Genomic DNA, 19,488 nt, shown 5'->3' with positions numbered 1-19,488 from the left:
GCCGCGGCATCAAACATCGGGCTCGGCCTTCGTGTCGCGTCGTGATCCATTGTCTGGGATCGTTCCACTCTAACCCCGCCGTGCCCGGATGGCGCCGCCCGGTTTCACGAGCGGGAAGGGCAGCGTCTCGCGGATCGTCCGGCCGGTCAGCAGCATCACGAGCCGGTCGACGCCGAGGCCGAGGCCGCCGCTGGGCGGCATCGCAAACTCGAACGCATCGAGGAAGTCCTCGTCGAGCTCCATCGCCTCCGGGTCGCCGGCCGCGGCCCGCAGCGACTGCGCGGTCAGCCGGGCCCGCAGCTCCACCGGGTCGACCAGCTCGGTGTACGCCGTGCCGAGCTCCATCCCGAACGCGACCAGGTCCCAGCGCTCGGCCAGCCGCGGGTCGCAGCGGTGGGCCCGGGTGAGCGGCGAGACGTCGACTGGGAAGTCGGTGTAGAACGTCGGCCGGACCGTGGCCCCCTCGACCAGGTGCTCGTAGAGCTCGAGGACGAGCTGGCCGTGCGTCCACGCCTCCAGCCACGGCACGTGCCGCTTGTCGGCGAGCTCGCGCAGCTCGGCGATGCTCGACGCCGGGGTGACCTCGGCGCCGGCGGCGTCGGAGACCGCCGTGTAGACGGGCACCACGGGCCACTCGTCGCGCAGGTCGACCACGTCGTCGCCGCGGCGCAGCACGGCGCCGTCCTCGCCGGCCGCGGCCAGGATCAGCTCCCGGGCCAGGGCGCGCATGGTGGTGTAATCGCCGTACGCCTCATAGGCCTCGAGCATCGTGAACTCGGGGTTGTGGGTGGCGTCGACGCCCTCGTTGCGGAAGTTGCGCCCGATCTCGAAGACCCGCTCGACGCCGCCCACGGCCAGGCGCTTGAGGTAAAGCTCCGGCGCGATGCGCAGGTAGAGCCGCATGTCGTAGGCGTTGCTGTGGGTGACGAACGGCCGGGCGTTGGCGCCGCCGTGCACCGGCTGCAGCACCGGGGTCTCCACCTCGACGTACCCGCGCCCGTGCAGCGCCCGGCGCAGCGCGAACGTCACCGCCGAGCGGGTGCGCACCATGTCGCGGGCCGGCTGGTTGACGATGAGGTCGACGTGGCGGCGGCGCACCAGGGCCTCCGGGTCGGCCAGGCCGCGGTGCTTGTCCGGCAGCGGCTGCAGGCACTTCGCGGTCAGCGTCCAGTCCTCGGCGAACACCGACAGCTCGCCGCGGCGGGTGGTGCCGACCTCGCCGGTGACGCCGACGTGGTCGCCCAGGTCGACGGTGGCCGCGAAGTCCGGCCGCCCGGCGATCACGACCTGCAGGTCGCCGGTCCAGTCCCGCAGCGTGGCGAAGCACAGGGCGCCGTGGTCGCGCAGGCGCACCACCCGGCCGGCGACCGACACCGTCTCGCCCGTGCGCGCATCGGCGGCCAGGCCCTCGTGGGCGGCCCGCACGGCGGCGAGGGCGTGGGTGCGGCCGAACCCGGGCGGGTAGGGCTCCACCCCGGCGGCCCGCAGCGCGTCGAGCTTGGCGATGCGCACCCGCACCTGCTCGGGGCGGCGCCGGGTGTCGGGGCCCGCGGCCGGCGCCGGCTCCTCGGTGACGATCAGCTCGCGGCGGTCCTCGGTGCGCGGCGGGGCGCCCCGGCGCAGCAGGGTGCGCAGCCGCGGTACCACCACGAAACCCTCGGCGGCGCCCGAGGCCAGCCCGACCTTGGGCAGGTCCCGCACGTCCTCGAAGCACAGGAACCGGGGCAGCCACTGCGGGTTGTACTTCACGTTCGAGCGGTACAGCGACTCGAGCTGGAACCAGCGCGACGCCACCAGCAGCAGCGCCCGCCACAGCCGCAGCACCGGCCCGGCGCCGATGCGGGCGCCCTCTTCGAACACGGCCCGGAACACGGCGAAGTTCAGCGACACCCGGTGCACGCCGATGCGCGGCGCCTCCCGCATGAGGGTCGCCACCATGTACTCGATCAGACCGTTGTCCGACTCCCGGTCGCGGCGCATGAGGTCCAGCGACAGCCCGCCCGTGCCCCACGGCGTGAACGACAGCAGCGCCACCGCCCGCCCGTCGCGGTCGTGGGCCTCGACGAGCACGCACCGGCCGTCGTTGGGGTCGCCGAGGCGGCCCAGCGCCATCGAGAAGCCGCGCTCGGTCTCCGTGTCGCGCCACCGGGTGGCCAGCTCGATGATCCGGGCCATCTCGTCGGCGCCGATCTCGGCGTGCCGGCGGATGCGCACCGTGTACCCGGCCCGCTCGACCCGGTGCACCGCCTGGCGCACCTGTCGCAGGTGGGGCGACTCGAGGTCGAAGTCGCGCACGTTGAGGATCGCCTCGTCGCCGAGCTCGATGACCCGCAGGCCGGCCCGCGCGAACGCCGTCGCGCCCTCCTCGCTGGCGCCCATGACGGCCGGCGTCCAGGCGTACTCCCGCGCCTCCCGCAGCCACGCCTCGATCGCCGGCGGCCAGGAGTCGGGGTCGCCGAGCGGGTCGCCGCTGGCCAGCGACACGCCGAACACCACGCGGTAGGTGACCGCCGCCCGGCCCGACGGCGACAGGATCACCTCCTTGTCGCGGCGGGTGGCGAAGTACCCCAGCGAGTCCCGCTCGCCGTGCTCGGCCAGCAGCCGGCGGACCGCCCGCTCCTGCTCCACGTCGAGCGCGGCGATCATCCGCTGGGAACGCAGCAGGACGAAGAGCGCGGAGAACAGCGCGATCGCGCCGAACGTGCCGAGCACGAGGTTGACCCAGCCCGGGGCCCGCCCGTGCCGGTCCACGTCGAACGCGAAGGCCCCGCCGAGCACGATCCGGCCGCTGTACTCCAGCCGCTGCAGCCCCGGCCCGATCGAGCCCGGGAACAGCTCGAGCAGGCCCCAGCCGATGAGGGTGAAGGAGATGATCAGCGCGCCGAGCGTGGCGACGGCCTTGGGCAGGCTGGCCCGCTGCACCCGGGCCCGGAACTCGCCGCGGGCGAGCCACAGCGCGCCGGCCAGCACCGCCGTCACCGCCAGGTTGATCGCCGCCGCGGCCACGCCGTGGAAGGGCAGGTGCAGGTCGTGCGCCTCGCGGCCGCGCTCGCCGAGGTCGGAGAGCACGAAGAGGTCGTACAGCCCCTGCGCCCCGAAGATGACCGCGAGCATCCAGAACGCGATGTGCTTGCGGTTGTGCACGCCGGCGGCGAGGGTCAGCAGGAACGCGGCGTAGCCGACGTTGGGCGGCGCCGGCACGATCAGCGCGTCGATGCTGGCCCGCATCGGGTGCACCCGCGCGCCGAGCGCCGCGCTGACCGCGGCGACGGCGCACAGCACCGCCACGACCAGGAGTCCGGCGGCGAACCAGTCCGGAATTCGCGCTCGCTTCACCGGGACATCATGCCCCGGCCGGTCAGCTGTTCTGCTGAATGTACCGCTGTGGGTCCTTGTCGCGGAATGTGAGACCCTGTCCGCTCGGGTGCTCGCCGTAGAACGTCAGCCACTGTTCCCCAAGGCTCATACGCAGTTCGGTGCCGGCATGCCTGCGGAAGTCGGGAAGCACCTCGTCCTCCTCCTCGGTCAGGTGCTCGCTGTTCTCCCGCCGCGCTTCCCAGACCGCCTTCCACCACTCGTCCGACCCGGCCTCGTGCCGCCGGGCGGCGTCGATCGCGTCGCGGATCTTGTTGTGGTCGCGGATCGCGTCGTCGGTCTCCTCCTCGGCCTCGTCGGTGTGCTGGCGCAGCAGGTGCGGGTACAGGATCCGCTCCTCCGCCTCGGCGTGGATCTCCAGGTGCAGCGCGAGGGCGTCCCACACGGCGGTGAGCTGCTCCTTGCCCTCGGCGTCGTCGAGCCGGGCGAACCCGCGCCGGAAGGCGGCGTGGTCGTCCAGGATGAGCGCGGTGATGTCGTCCATGCCGCTGAACATCACCCTTTTGCGGCGGCGTCAAACCCCAGCGCCGCCTCGACCGCCGCGCACACCGTCTCCACGACGACGACCCGCGCGGTCGGCTTGTCGTCGGCGGCGACGACGTGCCAGGGCGCGGCCGGGTGGTCGGTGCGGGCCAGCATCTCCTCGACCGCCCGCTTGTACTGCGGCCGCTTCTCCCGGTTGCGCCAGTCCTCGTCGGTGAGCTTCCACGAGCGCAGCGGATCCCCGGCCCGGTCGTTGAACCGCCGCAGCTGCTCCTTGCTGGAGATGTGCAGCCAGAACTTCACCAGGATCATGCCCTCGGCGGTGAGCGTGCGCTCGAACTCGACGATCTCGTCGTACGCCCGCGTCCACTGCTCGTCGGTGGCGAAGCCCTCGACGCGTTCGACGAGGACGCGGCCGTACCAGGACCGGTCCAGGACCGTCATCCCGCCCCAGCCGGGCAGCACGGGCCAGAACCGCCACAGGAAGTGGTGCCGCTTCTCGTCGTACGTCGGGGCGGCGAACTGCGACACCCGCACGTGCCGCGGATCGAGGTGGTCGACGAGCCGCTTGATCGACCCGCCCTTGCCCGAGGCGTCCCACCCTTCGAACACCACGCACAGCGGCGGCCCGAGCTGGTTGCCGCCTTTCTTCGTCTCCGGCGGTATCTGCCCGCCCAGCGTCAGCCGCAGCCGCAGCAGGCGCTCCTGGGCGGCGGTGAGCCGCTCGAGCGCTGCGTCCTTCGGCAGGGTGGCCTTCAGGTCGACATGTGACAGCCGCTTCATGTCGTCATCCTTCCCCAGTACCTCCCGCAGCGCGATTTTTCGCAGGCCGTGACGCTTCTTTCAGGGCGTGACGAGCGCAACTGAGACCAGGCTGAGCGTTGCGACCGATTCGCTACCAACGAGTGGGAATCTGATTTCGTGAGCTCCCGACGCAAGACGGTTCTGCGCGTCGCCGGTCTGCTCGTGGTGCTCGTCGTCGCCGCGGTCACGCTCGGCGACAAGCTGCCGTCCCCGTCCCAGACGTGGCAGACCCTGCAGTCGGCCCAGCCCTGGTGGCTGGCCCTGGCCGCCGCCGCCGAGATGACGTCCCTGCGCCACTTCGCCCTGCAGCAGCGCCGCCTGCTGGCCGGCTTCGGCGTGCGCATGTCGGTACCGCGGGCCATGGCGGTCACGTTCACCCGCTCGGCCATTTCCTTCAGCCTTCCGGCCGGCTCGGCCGTCTCCGCCGGTTTCGCGTTCCGCCAGTTCCGTACCGCGGGCGCCAGCCGCCGCACGGCCGGCGCGGTGGCGGTCCTGTCGGGCGCGCTCTCCGCGGTGGCGCTGGTCCTGATGTACGGCGCCGTCGTCCTGATCCCGCGCGGCGGCGCCACGGGCAACACCGACACGCTGGTCCTCGTGCTGTCGATGCTGGTCATCGGCGGCCTCGTCTTCGCCGTCGACTACTTCCTCGCCCCGCGCCGCCCCGGCCGCCCCGTCATCGACGAGGCCCCCGAGCCGCCCCCGGTCGAGGGCGGCTGGTGGACCCGCACGGTGGCCGCCACCCATCGCACCTGGTCCGACCTGCGCCGCCTCCCGCGCCGCTCCTGGGTCCTGTCGCTCATCCACGCCACCGTCAACTGGGGCCTGGACCTTGCCTGCCTGGCCGCCACAGCCGCGGCCTTCGGCATCGACGTCAGCCTGGTGCGCCTGGCCACGGTGTACCTGACCGTGCAGCTCGTCCGCCAGATCCCGCTGAGCCCCGGCGGCATCGGCGTGGTCGAGGTGGCCCTGCTGGCCGGCCTGGTCTCGGCCGGCGCCGCCCACGACCCGGCCGCGGCCGCGATGCTGGTCTACCGCCTGCTGTCCTGCTGGATGATCATCCCGCTCGGCCTGCTGGCGTATGCGGTGCTGCGCCGCGGCAAGACCCCCGACTCGACGGCACCGGTCAAGCCGCCCGCTCTGGCCACCCGCCGCTAGGCTTTTTGCGCGACAAGTCGGGCGCTGGCGCGCCACGACTTGTCGGATTTATACCTCGTCAGGCGATACATCGGACACCACCGCGCCGTGGGCGGTTTGCGCCTATGGTGCTGCTCTCAGTGCCATTTCCCGGGTGGCGGTATTGGACCCGGGCGAGATTGGTACTGGGGCGGCCATATGAACGGCCGGAGGCGACCGCGGCCGCCGTGCGCGCGGCGGTCGACGCCCTGGTCCGGACCCGGCCGATGCGGCGACGTCGCGCGGCTGCCGGCGCGCGCCGCCCCGGGCGGCCACCGTGGACCCGGCGTTGCGGACGGGAATCTCACAGAGATCTTTCAAAGCTCACAGCATCCTGTTAGATTCGCGGCGTGGTGGTACACGATCGGCTTGATCTGACGCTTCGGCTTGTCCGGGGGAGCGGGCGGCTCACGCTCGGCGAGCTGGCCGAGCGGCTCGGGGTGTCCGAGATGACCGTGCGGCGGGACCTCGACCAGTTGCAGGAGCAGGGGCTCGTGCGGCGGGTGCGCGGCGGGGCCGTGGCGCTCGACGTGCCGGCCGAGCGGGCCGGGTTCGACGTGCGGGACCGGTGGCTGGCCGGGGTCAAGAGCCGGATCGGGCGCGCCGCCGCGGGGCTGGTCGAGCCGGGGTCGACCGTGCTGCTCGACGCCGGGACCACCACCGCCGAGCTCGCCGGGCATCTCGTCGAGCGGGCGCCGCTCACCGTCGCGGTGCTCAGCCTGCAGGCGGCCGCGCGCCTGGCCGACCAGGACGGGATCCGGCTGCTCGTCATCGGCGGGCAGTCGCGGGCGGGGGAGCGCAGCCTCGTCGGGCCGCTCGCTCTCGCCGCGCTCGAGCAGCTGCGGTTCGACACGTTCGTGATGTCGATCGGGGCGGTACATCACGAACTCGGCTGGTCGGAGTTCGACCTCGACGACGCGGCGGTCAAGCGAGCCGGGCTCAAACGGGCCGGGCGCACCATCGTCGTCGCGGACTCGACCAAGCTCGGAGTGCAGGCCTTCGCCCGGGTCGGGCCGCTCGACGCCGTCGACACGCTCGTAACCGACACCGGGCCTGAAAGCGCCGGAACCGACAGTGCCGCGGCCGAGACGCTTGAAGCGTTGCGGCGAGCGGGCGTCCATATAGAAGGAGTAGCTGGATGATGATTCTCGTGGCCGGGCCGTACCGGTCGGGCACCGGCGACGACCCCGCGAAGCTGCGGGCCAACGTCGACGCCATGAACGACGCCGCCGTGGTGCTCTTCCGGGCCGGGCACCTGCCGGTGACCGGGGAGGCGCTCGCGCTGCCGCTGATCGAGCGGGCCGGGTCGGGCGCGGTCGGCGATCCGGTGTTCGACGAGATCTTCCACCCGATCTCGTCGCGGCTGCTCGAGCGGTGCGACGCGGTACTGCGCATCGGCGGGGCGTCCGCGGGGGCCGACGAGATGGTGGCGCAGGCGCGGGCCGGGGGCAAGGTGGTGTACACCGGCATCAACGAGATCCCGGCGGCGTGACCGGCATCGTGCCGGCCCGGCCGGAGGACGCGGACGCGGTCCGGGCGCTCGTCCGGGCCGCGTACGCCCACTACGTCCCCCGCATCGGCCGCGAGCCGGCGCCGATGACCGCCGACTACGCCGCGCTGATCGCCGCCGGGCACGTGTGGGTCACGGACGGGGCGCTCGTCGGCGTCATCGTGCTCATCCCGCAGGCCGGGCACCTGCAGGTCGACAACGTGGCCGTCGACCCGGCCGCGCGGGGGACCGGGGTCGGCGCCGCCCTCCTGGCGTTCGCCGAGGAGCGCGCCCGGGCGCTGGGCCGGCCGCAGCTGCGCCTGTACACCAACGCGGCCATGCACGAGAACCTGGCCTACTACCCCCGGCGCGGTTACACCGAGACCCACCGTGCGACCGAGTCGGGCTTCCACCGGGTGTACTTCCAAAAGCAGACGCCCCCGCGGTAGTACCGCGGGGGCGCCGACGAGGAACCCTCAGTGCATGACCACCGGGGCCGGCGCACCGGCCTCGGCGTCGTCGCCGAGGTGCGACTCCTCCCGCTTGCGCGGCAGGAACGCGATCGGGATGAACGTGGCCAGCACCAGGATGAAGCCCACCCAGTACGTGGCGGCGAACGAGTCCGCGAGGAAGCCCAGGCCGCGCTGGACCACGTCCGGCCTGGTGATCTGGGCCAGGAGGTCCGGGCCGAGCTTCTGCAGGAACAGGTCGCGGACCATGCCCGGGCGCGAGGCGTGCACGGCGTCGACGATGGTCACCGGCAGGTTGGGCAGCACGGTCGGGGCGTCGTCCTGCTTGCTGGTCAGGATGACCGACATGACCGCGCCGCCGATGGAGCCGCCGATCTGCTGCAGGATGTTCACCAGCGTCGAACCGCGGGCCACCTCGTGGTGGGTCAGTGTCTTGAGCGCCGAGGTCATGATCGGCATCATCGTGCCGCCCATGCCGAGGCCCATGACGAACAGCGAGCCGCACAGCAGCAGGTACGACGTGTCCGCGCCGACCTGGGTGAACGAGAAGAAGCCGATCGCGATGAGGGCCATCGCGAACGGCACCGTCCGCCCGACCGGGATCTTGTCGGCCAGCATGCCGGCGATCGGCATGGTGATCATGGCGCCGATGCCCTGCGGCGCCATGAGCAGGCCGGCGTGCAGCGTCGACTGGCCGCGCACGTCCAGGAAGTAGCTCGGGAACAGCAGGCCCGCGCCCATGAACGCGATGACGAACACGAACAGCGAGACCGTCGCGACCGTCAGGCGCCGGTTGCGGAACAGCCGCAGGTCCAGCAGCGGGTGCTTCGGCTTGAACGAGTAGAACACGAAGCTGATCACCAGCACGGCGCCGATCACCATCGGCAGCCACACCTTGGTGGCGGTGATCGTCTTGGCCTCGGGCAGCGACGACACGCCGAACAGGAACGAGGCCAGGCCCGGCGAGAGCATCAGCATGCCGAGGAAGTCGAACGTCTCCGACGGCTCGGTGTGGTCCTTCGGCAGCGCGAACGCCGCGTACACCAGCGCGATCGCGCCGATCGGCAGGTTGATCAGGAAGATCCAGTGCCAGCTCGCCACGTCGATGAGCCAGCCGCCCAGGATCGGGCCGCCGATCGGGCCGAGCAGCATCGGGATGCCCAGCACGGCCATGAGCCGGCCGATGCGCTGCGGTCCGGCCGCGCGCGTCATGATCGTCATGCCGAGCGGCATGAGCATGCCGCCGCCGAGGCCCTGCAGCACGCGGTACCCGATGAGCTGGTTGATCGAGTCCGCCGTCGCGCACAGGCCCGAGCCGACGGTGAACAGGAACAGCGCCATCATGTACAGCCGCTTGGTGCCGAAGCGGTCCGCCGCCCAGCCCGAGAGCGGGATGACGGTGGCCAGTGCCAGCGTGTAGCCGGTCATCGTCCACGCGACCTTGGCGTAGGTCGTGTCGAACTCGCGGATGAACGTCGGCAGGGCCACGCTCACGACGGTCACGTCGAGGATCGACATGATGGCGCCGAGGACGATCACGCCCGCGATCTTGAGTACCTGAGCGTCGAGCTTCGTCGACGCCCCGCCCCCGCCTGACGAGGCGACGGCAGCTTCCTGTTGGACCACGTGCTCCCCCCAACGAACAACGGTCACGTACAAGTGATCGGTTTCAGCCCCACAGCGTACGCGGGCCGTGTTGCCAGCTGCGAACGAGATAACGGCCCTTACTCCCGTATCGGTCACGGAGGTACCGGCGGCTGGGTTTCGGCAGCGTACGGTGCCTGCCTCGCCCAGCGTTATCCACTGGCGCCGCCCGCGACGAGGTGCTGCTGGTCATGCCGGCCATGGCCTCGGCCCGCCCACGCGGTGTTCCTGGCCGCCGGCACAATGCGCACGTCGCGAACCGCGCAACTCTCCGGGCCGCCGAGTGACTAAGGGCACGCTAAGCTTTTCGGATGAACGACGTGGAGGCCGGACCGGTTCGGCGCAATACGCGGCAGCGCGACGCCGTGATGACGCTGCTCGGTGAGGTCGACGGTTTCTTCAGCGCGCAGGAACTGCACGTCATGCTGCGCGAGCGCGGGGCCAACGTGGGGCTGACCACGGTGTACCGCACCCTGCAACTGCTCGCCGAGACCAACGAGATCGACGTCATGCAGGTGCCCGGCAGCGACACGCGCTACCGCCGGTGCAGCGACAGGCATCACCATCATCTCGTTTGCCGCGGCTGCGGGCGCACCGTCGAGGTCCTTGGCCCGGCCGTCGAGCGCTGGGCGGACCGCATCGGCGAGGAGCACGGCTTCACGGACGTGAGCCACACCCTGGAGATCTTCGGCACCTGCGGCAACTGCAAGTAGCCCGCCCGTAGCCACTGGTCCTTGGTGCGACAAGTCGGGCGCTCCGCGCCACGACTTGTCGGATTTATCTCCCGACAGGCGATAAATCCGGACGAAGTTGCGGTGCGCCGCGGCTCGTCGACAGATCCAGCCCAATGGCGCTGCCCGGGCCGCCTCACGTTTTCGCCCACGTCGCATTCGCGATCGGTGAACTCGTCGCCGGCGCGCCGGGGCCCGCCGGCGCAGAGGAGGCGCCGTGCGGAGGTCGGCGGGCGCAGGGGGCGCCGTGCGGAGGTCGGCGGGCGCGATTGACGTGCGGAGGCCGGGCGCGCGGGGAGGTGACGTGCGGAGGTCCGCGCGTGGGATGGTCGGCGCGTGGGGCAAGGGCAGCGCGGGAGGTGACGTGCGGAGGCCAGGCGCGCGGGGAGGCGGCGTGCGGAGGTCCGCGCGGGGGAGGGCGGCGCGCGGGGGAAGGGCGGAGGCCGACGGGCGTGGGGAGGCTGGTGCGGAGCGGCGGCGCGCCGAGCGGTGGCGGCGCGCCGAGCGGTGACGGCGCGCCGAGCGGTGACGGCGCGCCGAGCGGTGACGGCGCGCCGAGCGGTGGCGGCGCGCCGAGCGGTGGCGGCGCGCCGAGCGGTGACGGCGCGCCGCAACCGGCGCGGGGACTTACAGGAGCTCGCGCAGGGCCTCCACCAGCAGCCACACGCCGAAGACGACGAACAGCGTGGCGGCGCCCCACTTGATGGCCTTCTCCGGCAGGTGACGGCCCAGCTGGCGGCCGACGAGGATGGCCAGGGCGTCCGCGGCGACCATGCCGACCGTCGAGCCGATCCAGGTGCCCAGCCAGCCGTGCTGGGTCGCCAGGGTGATGGTCGCGAGCATCGTCTTGTCGCCGAGCTCGGCCAGGAAGAACGAGACGCCGACGGCGACGATCGCGGAGCGGGTGGTGCGCTCGGCCTTGCCGCGTTCCTCGTCGGTCAGGGTGTCGCCGCGCAGCGTCCAGGCGCCGAAGGCGAAGAAGGCGATCGCCGCGACGAGCGAGATCCAGCCGGTCGGCAGGGCGGCGCCGAGGCCGTAGCCGACGGCGACGGAGACCAGGTGCACGACGGCGGTGGCGATGGTGATGCCGATGAGGACCGGCATCATGCGGAACCGCGTGGCGAACGTCAGCGCCATCAGCTGCGACTTGTCGCCGAGCTCGGCGACGAAAATGACCCCGAAGCTGATGGCCAGGGCGGCGAGGAACGCGCTCAAGTGGAAACCCTTCCCGGGACAGGCCGGGAGGTGAGGGCTGGACGACCTCGACCCGGCCGTCCAGCTCAACGAACACAGCTGACAGCGAGGCCGAAAGTCTCGTCCGCTCCCCGGAGGAAGCCGCGCGGCCGGGCACCCGAAACGCAGGCGCCAGTATGTCGACCGGGCAGTTGAGGACTACTCCCCTTCGTGCGAGTACACCTTAACCGATCATCCCGGCGGCCACGACGTGAGCCGCGGCACGCCGGGAGACGAGCCGCGGGCTACTTGCGCTTCTCGGGCTTCGTGATGCGGTCGGTGCCGACCCGCTCGCGCAGCACCTCGGGGACGACGACCGAGCCGTCGGCCTGCTGGTACTGCTCGAGGATCGCCGGGAAGATGCGGCTGGTCGCGAGGGCCGAGCCGTTGAGCGTGTGCACGAACCTGTTGGTCTTCGACCCGGGCACGCGGTAGCGGATGCCGGCGCGGCGGGCCTGGTAGTCGCCGGCCCAGGAGACCGACGAGACCTCCTTGTACTTGCCGGTGCTGGGCATCCACACCTCGATGTCGATGGTCTTGCGCATCGAGGCGCTCGCGTCGCCGGCGGCCAGCAGCGAGCGGCGGAAGTGCAGGCCGAGCCCGTCGACGAGGCTCTCGGCGTAGTCGACCATCTCCTCGAGGGTCTTCTCGCCGTCCTCCTGGGTGGTGAACTGGAAGATCTCCACCTTGTTGAACTGGTGGCCGCGCACGGTGCCGCGCTCGTCGGAGTGCGAACCGGCCTTCTCGCTGCGGTAGCAGGGGGTGTACGCGTACGCCTTGTGCGGCAGGTCGGCCGGGTCGAAGATCTCGTTCTGGTAGGCGCCCAGGATCGCCGTCTCCGAGGTCGGCAGCAGGAAGCGGCCGCGCTCGTCCTCGTCCACGGCGATGTGGAACACGTCGTCGTAGAACTTCGGGAACTGCCCGGCGGCGTAGCCGGCCGAGTCGAGCAGCAGGTGCGGCGGCAGCATGAACTGGTAGCCGGCCGCGAAGTGCCGGTCGATGAACCAGTTGACGAGCGCCCACTCCAGGCGCGCGCCCCAGCCGGTGTAGATCCAGAAGCCGGAGCCGCCGAGCTTCACGCCGCGCTCGAAGTCGACCAGGCCGAGGTCGCTGGCGAGCTGCACGTGGTCGCGCACGGTCTCGATCTTCGGCGCCTCGCCGAAGACCTTGACGACCTGGTTGGCCTCCTTGCCGCCGGCCACGACGTCGTCGCTGGGCAGGTTGGGCAGCTCGCTCATCGCGGTGTCGAGCGCCTGCTGCGTCTCGTTGAGGCGGTCCTCGAGCTCCTGCAGCGCGGCCTTGGCGTCGCGGGTGGTCGGCTCGACGGCCTGGCCGGCCGCCTTGGCCGCGGCGAACGCGCGCGCCTCCTCCTTGCGCCGGGCCCGCTCGGCGTCGATCTCGCCGATGAGCTCGCGGCGGCGCCGGTCGAGGTCGGCGATCGCACTGAGCGCGCTGGACACCTCGGACGGGTCGAGCCTCTTGGACAGGGCGGCCTCCACGGAGGCCCGGTCCTTACGAATCAACTCGATGTCGAGCATGCTGCCGCGCACCTTCGCCTTGAGATTGGGGTGGAAACCCGGACTCTCAGGATGCTACCGGGCGGGTCGCGGCCATTTTCTCCACGGCGCCGATCACCAGGTCGATGCCGAAGTCGAAGTACCGGTCGGCGTCGGGCAGGGTGCGGTACGTGTCGGCGAGGCGGACCATCTGCGGGTAGCGCTCGGCCGGCAGGCTCTCGAGCTGGATGCGCTCCTTGCGCAGCCAGTCCTCGACCTGGTCGGGCGGGACCGTGGCCGGGCAGCCGGGCTGGGCGGCGACCAGGCCGATGGCGGCGTGCAGCAGGTAGGTGGCGACCCAGTAACCCTCCTCGAGGGTGAACCCGGCCCGCTCGAGCAGCCCGAGCGCGTCGTCGGTGGCCCGGGTGAAGCTTTCGACGCCCTTCTTGTCCACCGCGTGGAGCAGGTCGGGCAGGCAGGGGTGCCGGCGCATGGCCCGCACCAGGGCCACGACCATCGCGCGCAGCTGGCTGGGCCACGGGTCGTCCGCGGTGCGGTCGGCCCGCACCTCGGCCATCACGTGGTCGGTGAGGCCGAGCAGCAGCTCGTCCTTGTTCTTGAAGTGCCAGTACAGCGCCATCGGCGTCACGCCGAGGTCCTGCGCGAGGCGGCGGATGGTGATCGCCTCCAGGCCCTCCTCGTCACCGATGCGCAGGGCGCGCTCGGCGACGGCGGTCCGGGTGAGGCGATCGGCTGAGGTTTTCGGCGGCACTTGACAACTGTACAACGTATGGGTAGTCCTATACAACGTACATGTACGACGTACATGGACGCCGTATAGGGGGAGCTCCTGACATGAGAAATCGCTGGCTGGCCCTGGTCGCCGTGGCCCTGGGCACCTTCATGACCTACCTCGACAACAACGTCGTCAACGTGGCCCTGCCGTCGATCCAGCGCGAGCTGCACCTGAGCATCTCGGGGCTGGAGTGGATCGCGAGCGCGTACATCCTGGTCTTCGCCGGCCTGCTGCTCGTCGGCGGCCGCCTCGCCGACGTGGTCGGCATGCGCACGATGTTCTTCGCCGGCCTGGGCATCTTCACCGCCGCCTCGGTGGCCGCGGGCCTCGCCGGCAGCCAGGAGCTGCTCATCGGGGCCCGCGCGGTGCAGGGCATCGGCGCCGCGCTGCTCACCCCGACGGCCCTGGCGCTGCTCACCGAGCTGTTCCCGGACCCGAAGGAGCGCGGGGCGGCGGTGGGCATCTGGGGCGGCGTGGGCGCCCTCGCCCTGGCCATCGGCCCGCTGACCGGCGGGTACCTGAGCCAGCACGTCTCCTGGGGCTGGATCTTCCTCATCAACGCCCCGATCGGCCTGGCCACCGCGGTCCTCGGCGCGATCACGCTGCCCGCACGGCCAGACAGGCATACGCAGGGCAGCGCGAACCGCAGCCTCGACCTGCCGGGCCTGGCCACCAGCGCCGTGGCGCTCTTCGCGCTGACCTACGCGCTCATCGAGGGCGAGTCGCGCGGCTGGACCTCCGGCGTCATCCTCGGCTCGTTCGCGCTGGCGGCGCTGGCCGCGGCGGGGTTCGTGCTGGTCGAGACCCGCACCGAGCACCCGATGGTCGACCTGGCCTTCTTCCGGCTGCGGGTGTTCAGCGGCGGCCTGGCGACGATGGGACTGTGGGCGTTCGGCGTGTTCGGCATCTACTTCTTCACGGCGATCTTCCTGCAGAACGTGCTCGGCTTCTCCCCGACGGAGGCCGGCTCCGCGTTCGTGCCGATGGCCCTCGTCATGGCGGTCATGGCCACCCTTGCGCCGCGGCTGGAGGCCCGCTTCGGGGCCGGCCGCACGGTCGCGGCCGGCATGGCCCTGATGGGCGTCGCGGTCGGCCTGCTGGCCACCGTCGGTGAGGGCTCCGGCTACACCGACCTGCTGCCCTGGTTCGTGATGTTCGGCGTCGGCGGCGGCCTGCTCGTCCCGCTCAACAACGTGGTCCTGAGCGCCCTGCCGCAGGCCCGGGCCGGCATCGCCTCCGGCATGCTCAACGTCTCCCGCGAGGTGTTCGGCCTGCTCGGCATCACGATCCTCGGCGCGATCCTGTCCAACCGGCAGAACGCGGCGAGCGGCGAGCCGCTGCACCGCTTCCTGGCCGGCTACCAGTTCTCGCTGGTCGTCGCCGCGGGCCTGGTCGTGGTCGGGGTGCCGATCGCGCTGGTGGCGCTGCGGCGGATCACGGCCCCGCAGGAGCCGGCGGCCGAGACGACTGCGGCCGGGCAGCTGCAGCCGGCATAGGGCACGGCGGGGGAGCGTCCACGGCGCAGTGCGACAACGGACGCTCCTCCGCCTTCGCCGGCTTCGGATTCCTGATCGTCAGCGCCGCCAGGACGCCCGCGGCCGCGCACAGGGCGGCGCAGATGAGCACCGCGCGGTGGAAGCCGGCCGAGAGCAGAGCCGGGTTGTCGTACGCCGCCGTGGTGATCCCCGCCGCGGCCGGCAGCACGGCGACGGCGATGAGCCCGGCCGCCCGGGCCACGTCGTTGTTCACGGCCGAGGCCATCCCGGCGTGGCTGGCCGGGGCCGAGGACAGCGCGGTCGAGGTGAGCGGGGCGACGGTGACGCTCAGCCCGAGGCCGAGGACGACCACGGCCGGCAGCACCTGGGTCAGGTAGTCGCCGCCGGCGTCGATGCGGGTGTACAGCGCCATGCCCACCCCGGCGATGACCGGCCCGGCGCTCATCTGCAGCCGCGGCCCGATCCGCGCGGCGAGGGCCCCGGAGCGCGAGGACAGCAGCAGCATGATGACGGTGACGGGCAGCAGGGAGACGCCGGCCTGCAGCGGCGAGTACCGGGCGACCTGCTGCAGCTGGATCGGCAGCAGGAACAGCGCCCCGCCCAGCGCCCCGTAGATGATGAACGTGACGACGTTGGTGGCGCTGAACTGCGCCGAGCGGAACACGCCGAGCGGCAGCATCGGGTGCGCGATGCGGGTCTGGCGCCACAGGAACAGGGCGATGAGCGCGGCGCCGCCGACCAGGGCGGCGATGACCGCCGCGCTGCCCCAGCCCAGGGCCTGGCCCTCGATGAGGCCGTACGTGACGCCGACCAGCCCGGCCGTCACCAGCGCACCCGAGAACAGGTCGACCCGGCCGCCCGCCTCCTCGTCGCGGGACTCGGGGACGTGGCGCCAGGTGAGGTACACCACCGCCGCCGCGATCGGCACGTTGATGGCGAAGATGAGCCGCCACGACGAGGCGCCCAGCCCGACGAGCCACCCGCCGACGAACGGCCCCACGGCGGTGGCCACGCCGCCGAGCCCGGACCAGGCGCCGATGGCCTTGCTGCGGTCGTCCGGCCGGAACGAGGCCTGCAGGATGGCGAGGCTGCCCGGGGTGAGCAGCGCCGCCCCGACCCCCTGCAGGGCCCGGGCGACGACGAGGACCCCGGCGCTCGGCGCGATCCCGCACAACACCGAGGCGACGGCGAACCAGACCACGCCGATGCTGAACACGCGGCGCCGGCCGTAGCGGTCGCCGAGCGCGCCGGCGAGCAGCAGCAGCCCGGCCAGGCTCAGCGTGTAGGCCGTGACGACCCACTGCAGCACCTGCAGCCCGGTGTCGAACGAGCGGCCGATGGCCGGCAGGGCGATGTTGACGACCGTCGCGTCGATCGAGGCGATGCCCGAGCCGAGGATGGTGGCCGTGAGCACCCACCGCCCGGTGGCACTGGCATAGGAGAGCCGGTCCTCCGCGGTCGTCATTCGGTCAACCTATCCCTTCCGGCGCAGCCCCTTCACGCGCACCTTGAAGGCCATCGACGGGCCGGGGGTCGGCGCGGTCTTCGTCTTGAGCACGTAGCCGGGCGACTCCAGCTCCAGGTCGAGGCGGTGGAACAGCCGCGCCATCGACAGGGCCATCTGCGCGTCGGCGAAGCTCTTGCCGAGGCAGGTGTGCGGGCCGCGGCCGTAGGGCGAGTAGGCGCCGGGCTTGAGGTGCTCCGAGCGGGGCTTCTCGTAGCGGGTCAGGTCGAACTTCTCCGGCTCGGCGAAGTACTCCTCCATGAAATGCGGGACGCAGGTGCCGATGTACACCATCTCGCCCGCCCGGACCGTGTGCCCGGCGAACTCGAAGTCCTTGGCCGCGGTGCGGATCAGGGTCACCGCCACGGGGTACAGCCGCATGGTCTCCATCAGCGCGTAGCGCGTCGCCGGCAGCCTGCGCACGTCGTCCTCGGTGACGGGCGCGCCGCTGCCGAACAGCGCGTCGGCCTCGGCCCGGATCTGCGCGAGGACCTCGGGGTGCTTGAGCACGGCATAGACGAACGCGGCGGTGGTGTTGGCGACGGTGTCCAGGCCGGCGACGTAGGGCCCGGTGAGCGTCAGCGTGAGGTCCTCGGCCGGGATGACGCCGGGCCGCTCGAGGTGGGCGGCCATGATGTCCTCGACGAGGTTGCGCTCCTCCGGCGGGGTCTGCCCGGCGCGCGCCCGCAGGTCGGCCGCCATCCGGTCGCCGAGCTCGAAGACCCGGGCCTTGGCCTTCTTGTACTTCGGGTGCTGCAACAGGATCCGCGGCCGCTGGCGGGTGACGAGGACGTTGAGCACGTACAGGGTCAGCAGGCGGATGTCCGGCACGTACTCCCGCGGCGCCGTGCCCGTGAGCAGCTCGCCGAGCTGCTCGGTCACGAGGTACTGCATCCCCTGCACGACCGGCACCGCGGACCCCGGCCTCCAGTCCCGCTCCAGCACCCGGTCGGTGATCTCCAGCAGCTCCGGCACGCGGCCCTTGATCGCGTCGCGGGAGTAGCCGCGGCGCATCAGCTCGCGCAGCTCCTTGTGGCTCTCGCCGTCCTCGCCGGTCAGGGTGCGGGTGGAGCCGTACTCGTCGACCATGCCCTGCCAGAACTCCTTGGAGCGCAGGCATTCGCGGCCCTCGCGGGAGTTCATGAACTCGGCGGCGTCGGCGCCGGCGATGACGGTGTAGGTCCTGCCGAGCAGCTTCATCCGGAACACCGGGCCGTGCTCGCGGTAGGCGCGCACCAGGAACGCCGCCGGGTCCCTGCCCATCTCCAGCGCGCTGCCGAACAGCGGGATGCCGCGCACCGTGGGAGTGAGCTTGGCCGGCGCCGATTCCGTCACAGTCATGCGTCAGTCCCCTACCCGCGGTGCCCCCGCGATCACGCGAATGGATCTCGCGATGGAGGGTATCGAAAAAGATCGGTTCCGCCGACCCCCTGGGATCATCGCCGCGACTTTTGCTACGGTCGGGTCGCGGGTCGAGAGGCGCTGCGACGGATGCTCATCCGCCACGCTCGGGCCGTCCATCGAGTGGCAACGAAGGGCGCCTCCATCCGGAGGGCGAACGATGCGCGCGCAAGACCTCGCCGAGTTCGTGGCCGGCCTGCCGAAGGCCGAACTGCACGTTCATCACGTGGGCTCGGCGACGCCGGAGACCGTGGCCCGCCTGGCCGAGCGCCACGCCGGCAGCACGCCGGTCCCGGCCGACCCGCAGCGGCTGGCCGAGTACTTCACCTTCACCGACTTCGCGCACTTCATCGACGTGTACCTCACGGTCGTCGACCTGATCCGCGACGCCGAGGACGTGGCGACGCTGACGTACGACATCGGCGCCGGACTGGCCGCCCAGCAGGTCCGCTACGCCGAGCTGACCCTGACGCCGTACTCGTCGATCATCCGCGGCATCCCCGCCGAGGCCTACTGCGAGGCCGTCGAGGACGCCCGCGCCCGGGTCGCCCGAGACCACGGCACCGAGCTGCGCTGGTGCTTCGACATCCCGGGCGAGGCCGGCGTGACGTCGGCCGACGTCACCCTGGAGACGGCGCTGAAGCTGCGCCCCGAGGGCCTCGTCAGCTTCGGCCTCGGCGGCCCCGAGCAGGGCGTGCCGCGCCCGCAGTTCGCCCCGCACTTCGCCGCGGCCCGCGCCGCCGGCCTGCGCAGCGTCCCGCACGCCGGCGAGTCGACCGGCCCGGAGACGATCTGGGACTCGCTGCGCCACCTCGGCGCCGAGCGCATCGGGCACGGCATCGCCGCCGCCCGCGACCCGGAGCTGATGGCGTACCTGCGCGACAACGACATCGCGCTCGAGGTGTGCCCGACGTCCAACGCGTGCACCCGCTCGGTGCCGTCGCTGGCCGAGCACCCGCTGCCGGCCCTGGTCGCCGCCGGGGTGCCGGTGACGATCAACTCCGACGACCCGCCGATGTTCTCCACGACGCTCAACCAGGAGTACGTCGTCGCCGCCGGCCTGCTCGGCCTGGACCGCGCGGGCGTCGCGGACCTGGCCCGGCAGAGCGTGCGCTACTCGTTCCTCGACGAGGCCCGCAAGGCGCAGCTCGTGGCCGAGATCGACGCCTACCTGGACGCGGCGACGAAGTAGTTGCGCATGCCGGGGTCGCCGGCGGGCGCCTCCGCGGTGCCCCGGCCGGTCAGCCGGCCGTGGTTCGCCGCCGGCGATCCCGCCGGCTGCCGCCGTGGGAAGCGGGCCGCTGCGGCGGCGCCGGCGGCTTCGCCGGGCTGGCGCGCGTGGCCGGCTCACGGTGGGGCGTCCCGTGACGGCGTGCGCTCGAGCGTGCGCCTG

16 protein-coding genes are annotated in these 19,488 nt (G+C 72.1%); 7 read left to right on the top strand and 9 right to left on the bottom strand.

Features of this window, described 5'->3' with window-relative positions:
- Positions 1–69 precede the first annotated feature (69 nt).
- From lysX to ACQEVU_RS32985, 3 genes are read right to left on the bottom strand one after another with little or no spacing between them, the layout of a single operon-like run.
- Positions 70–3,336, bottom strand: a complete 3,267-nt coding sequence (gene lysX / locus ACQEVU_RS32995; RefSeq protein ID WP_433330481.1) for a bifunctional lysylphosphatidylglycerol synthetase/lysine--tRNA ligase LysX — start codon at positions 3,334–3,336, stop codon at positions 70–72.
- A 22-nt stretch (positions 3,337–3,358) separates the two neighbouring features.
- Complete coding sequence (locus tag ACQEVU_RS32990; RefSeq protein ID WP_433330478.1) at positions 3,359–3,859, bottom strand: hemerythrin domain-containing protein; 501 nt, start codon at positions 3,857–3,859, stop codon at positions 3,359–3,361.
- A gap of 11 nt (positions 3,860–3,870) precedes the next feature.
- Positions 3,871–4,641 carry a polyphosphate kinase 2 family protein gene (locus ACQEVU_RS32985; protein ID WP_433330476.1) on the bottom strand — a complete coding sequence of 257 codons (771 nt, stop codon included), beginning with the start codon at positions 4,639–4,641 and terminating at the stop codon, positions 3,871–3,873.
- A gap of 138 nt (positions 4,642–4,779) precedes the next feature.
- Here ACQEVU_RS32985 and ACQEVU_RS32980 point away from each other — a divergent pair, with 138 nt between their 5' ends.
- The 4 genes from ACQEVU_RS32980 to ACQEVU_RS32965 all read left to right on the top strand — a co-directional run bounded on the left by ACQEVU_RS32980 (position 4,780) and on the right by ACQEVU_RS32965 (position 7,773).
- Complete coding sequence (locus ACQEVU_RS32980; protein WP_433330474.1) at positions 4,780–5,817, top strand: lysylphosphatidylglycerol synthase transmembrane domain-containing protein; 1,038 nt, start codon at positions 4,780–4,782, stop codon at positions 5,815–5,817.
- Between the two features lie 368 nt (positions 5,818–6,185).
- On the top strand, positions 6,186–6,977 hold the full coding sequence (locus tag ACQEVU_RS32975; protein ID WP_433330472.1) for a DeoR/GlpR family DNA-binding transcription regulator: 792 nt from the start codon (positions 6,186–6,188) through the stop codon (positions 6,975–6,977).
- Positions 6,974–7,327 (top strand): DUF4406 domain-containing protein, encoded by a 354-nt coding sequence (locus tag ACQEVU_RS32970; protein WP_433330470.1) that lies wholly within the window; start codon positions 6,974–6,976, stop codon positions 7,325–7,327. The genes ACQEVU_RS32975 and ACQEVU_RS32970 overlap by 4 nt, the downstream gene beginning before the upstream one ends.
- Entirely contained in the window at positions 7,324–7,773 is a 450-nt protein-coding gene (locus ACQEVU_RS32965; RefSeq protein WP_433330468.1) for a GNAT family N-acetyltransferase, read from the top strand. The genes ACQEVU_RS32970 and ACQEVU_RS32965 overlap by 4 nt, the downstream gene beginning before the upstream one ends.
- A gap of 27 nt (positions 7,774–7,800) precedes the next feature.
- On the opposite strand, the gene ACQEVU_RS32960 is transcribed toward ACQEVU_RS32965, so the two are convergent.
- Positions 7,801–9,420 carry a DHA2 family efflux MFS transporter permease subunit gene (locus ACQEVU_RS32960; RefSeq protein ID WP_433335176.1) on the bottom strand — a complete coding sequence of 540 codons (1,620 nt, stop codon included), beginning with the start codon at positions 9,418–9,420 and terminating at the stop codon, positions 7,801–7,803.
- Between the two features lie 329 nt (positions 9,421–9,749).
- Between ACQEVU_RS32960 and ACQEVU_RS32955 the strand changes: the two genes are divergently transcribed.
- Positions 9,750–10,151: a Fur family transcriptional regulator gene (locus tag ACQEVU_RS32955; protein ID WP_433330466.1), complete on the top strand. Its 402-nt coding sequence runs from the start codon at positions 9,750–9,752 to the stop codon at positions 10,149–10,151.
- 645 nt (positions 10,152–10,796) lie between these two features.
- Here ACQEVU_RS32955 and ACQEVU_RS32950 read toward each other — a convergent pair.
- The 3 genes from ACQEVU_RS32950 to ACQEVU_RS32940 all read right to left on the bottom strand — a co-directional run bounded on the left by ACQEVU_RS32950 (position 10,797) and on the right by ACQEVU_RS32940 (position 13,670).
- Positions 10,797–11,384 carry a TMEM165/GDT1 family protein gene (locus ACQEVU_RS32950; RefSeq protein ID WP_433330464.1) on the bottom strand — a complete coding sequence of 196 codons (588 nt, stop codon included), beginning with the start codon at positions 11,382–11,384 and terminating at the stop codon, positions 10,797–10,799.
- A gap of 263 nt (positions 11,385–11,647) precedes the next feature.
- The gene (gene serS / locus ACQEVU_RS32945; protein ID WP_433330462.1) at positions 11,648–12,940 is read right to left on the bottom strand and encodes a serine--tRNA ligase; all 1,293 of its coding nucleotides are present in this window, start codon (positions 12,938–12,940) and stop codon (positions 11,648–11,650) included.
- Positions 12,941–12,986: 46 nt separating this feature from the next.
- Entirely contained in the window at positions 12,987–13,670 is a 684-nt protein-coding gene (locus ACQEVU_RS32940; RefSeq protein WP_433330460.1) for a TetR family transcriptional regulator, read from the bottom strand.
- Positions 13,671–13,753: 83 nt separating this feature from the next.
- Between ACQEVU_RS32940 and ACQEVU_RS32935 the strand changes: the two genes are divergently transcribed.
- Positions 13,754–15,190, top strand: coding sequence for an MFS transporter (locus ACQEVU_RS32935; RefSeq protein ID WP_433330458.1), 1,437 nt, complete (start codon positions 13,754–13,756; stop codon positions 15,188–15,190).
- On the opposite strand, the gene ACQEVU_RS32930 is transcribed toward ACQEVU_RS32935, so the two are convergent.
- Both ACQEVU_RS32930 and ACQEVU_RS32925 read right to left on the bottom strand, forming a co-directional pair.
- The gene (locus tag ACQEVU_RS32930; RefSeq protein ID WP_433330456.1) at positions 15,129–16,655 is read right to left on the bottom strand and encodes a DHA2 family efflux MFS transporter permease subunit; all 1,527 of its coding nucleotides are present in this window, start codon (positions 16,653–16,655) and stop codon (positions 15,129–15,131) included. The genes ACQEVU_RS32935 and ACQEVU_RS32930 overlap by 62 nt on opposite strands.
- A gap of 9 nt (positions 16,656–16,664) precedes the next feature.
- Positions 16,665–18,035: a cytochrome P450 gene (locus ACQEVU_RS32925; RefSeq protein ID WP_433330454.1), complete on the bottom strand. Its 1,371-nt coding sequence runs from the start codon at positions 18,033–18,035 to the stop codon at positions 16,665–16,667.
- Positions 18,036–18,255: 220 nt separating this feature from the next.
- Between ACQEVU_RS32925 and ACQEVU_RS32920 the strand changes: the two genes are divergently transcribed.
- Entirely contained in the window at positions 18,256–19,287 is a 1,032-nt protein-coding gene (locus tag ACQEVU_RS32920) for an adenosine deaminase (protein ID WP_433330452.1), read from the top strand.
- Positions 19,288–19,488 lie beyond the last annotated feature (201 nt).

The sequence above is a fragment of the Dactylosporangium sp. CA-139066 genome (genome assembly GCF_050936175.1).
Classification (GTDB): Bacteria; Actinomycetota; Actinomycetes; order Mycobacteriales; family Micromonosporaceae; genus Dactylosporangium.
This window is presented reverse-complemented; position numbering and strand designations above follow the sequence as displayed.

Bases quoted from the DNA above. Each gene is read 5' to 3' on its own strand.
- ACQEVU_RS32925 (WP_433330454.1), bottom strand. From the start codon at position 18,035: ATGACTGTGACGGAATCGGCGCCGGCCAAGCTCACTCCCACGGTGCGC.
- ACQEVU_RS32935 (WP_433330458.1), top strand. From the start codon at position 13,754: ATGAGAAATCGCTGGCTGGCCCTGGTCGCCGTGGCCCTGGGCACCTTC.
- ACQEVU_RS32920 (WP_433330452.1), top strand. From the start codon at position 18,256: ATGCGCGCGCAAGACCTCGCCGAGTTCGTGGCCGGCCTGCCGAAGGCC.
- ACQEVU_RS32930 (WP_433330456.1), bottom strand. From the start codon at position 16,655: ATGACGACCGCGGAGGACCGGCTCTCCTATGCCAGTGCCACCGGGCGG.
- ACQEVU_RS32990 (WP_433330478.1), bottom strand. From the start codon at position 3,859: ATGGACGACATCACCGCGCTCATCCTGGACGACCACGCCGCCTTCCGG.
- ACQEVU_RS32985 (WP_433330476.1), bottom strand. From the start codon at position 4,641: ATGAAGCGGCTGTCACATGTCGACCTGAAGGCCACCCTGCCGAAGGAC.
- ACQEVU_RS32970 (WP_433330470.1), top strand. From the start codon at position 6,974: ATGATGATTCTCGTGGCCGGGCCGTACCGGTCGGGCACCGGCGACGAC.
- serS (WP_433330462.1), bottom strand. From the start codon at position 12,940: ATGCTCGACATCGAGTTGATTCGTAAGGACCGGGCCTCCGTGGAGGCC.
- ACQEVU_RS32955 (WP_433330466.1), top strand. From the start codon at position 9,750: ATGAACGACGTGGAGGCCGGACCGGTTCGGCGCAATACGCGGCAGCGC.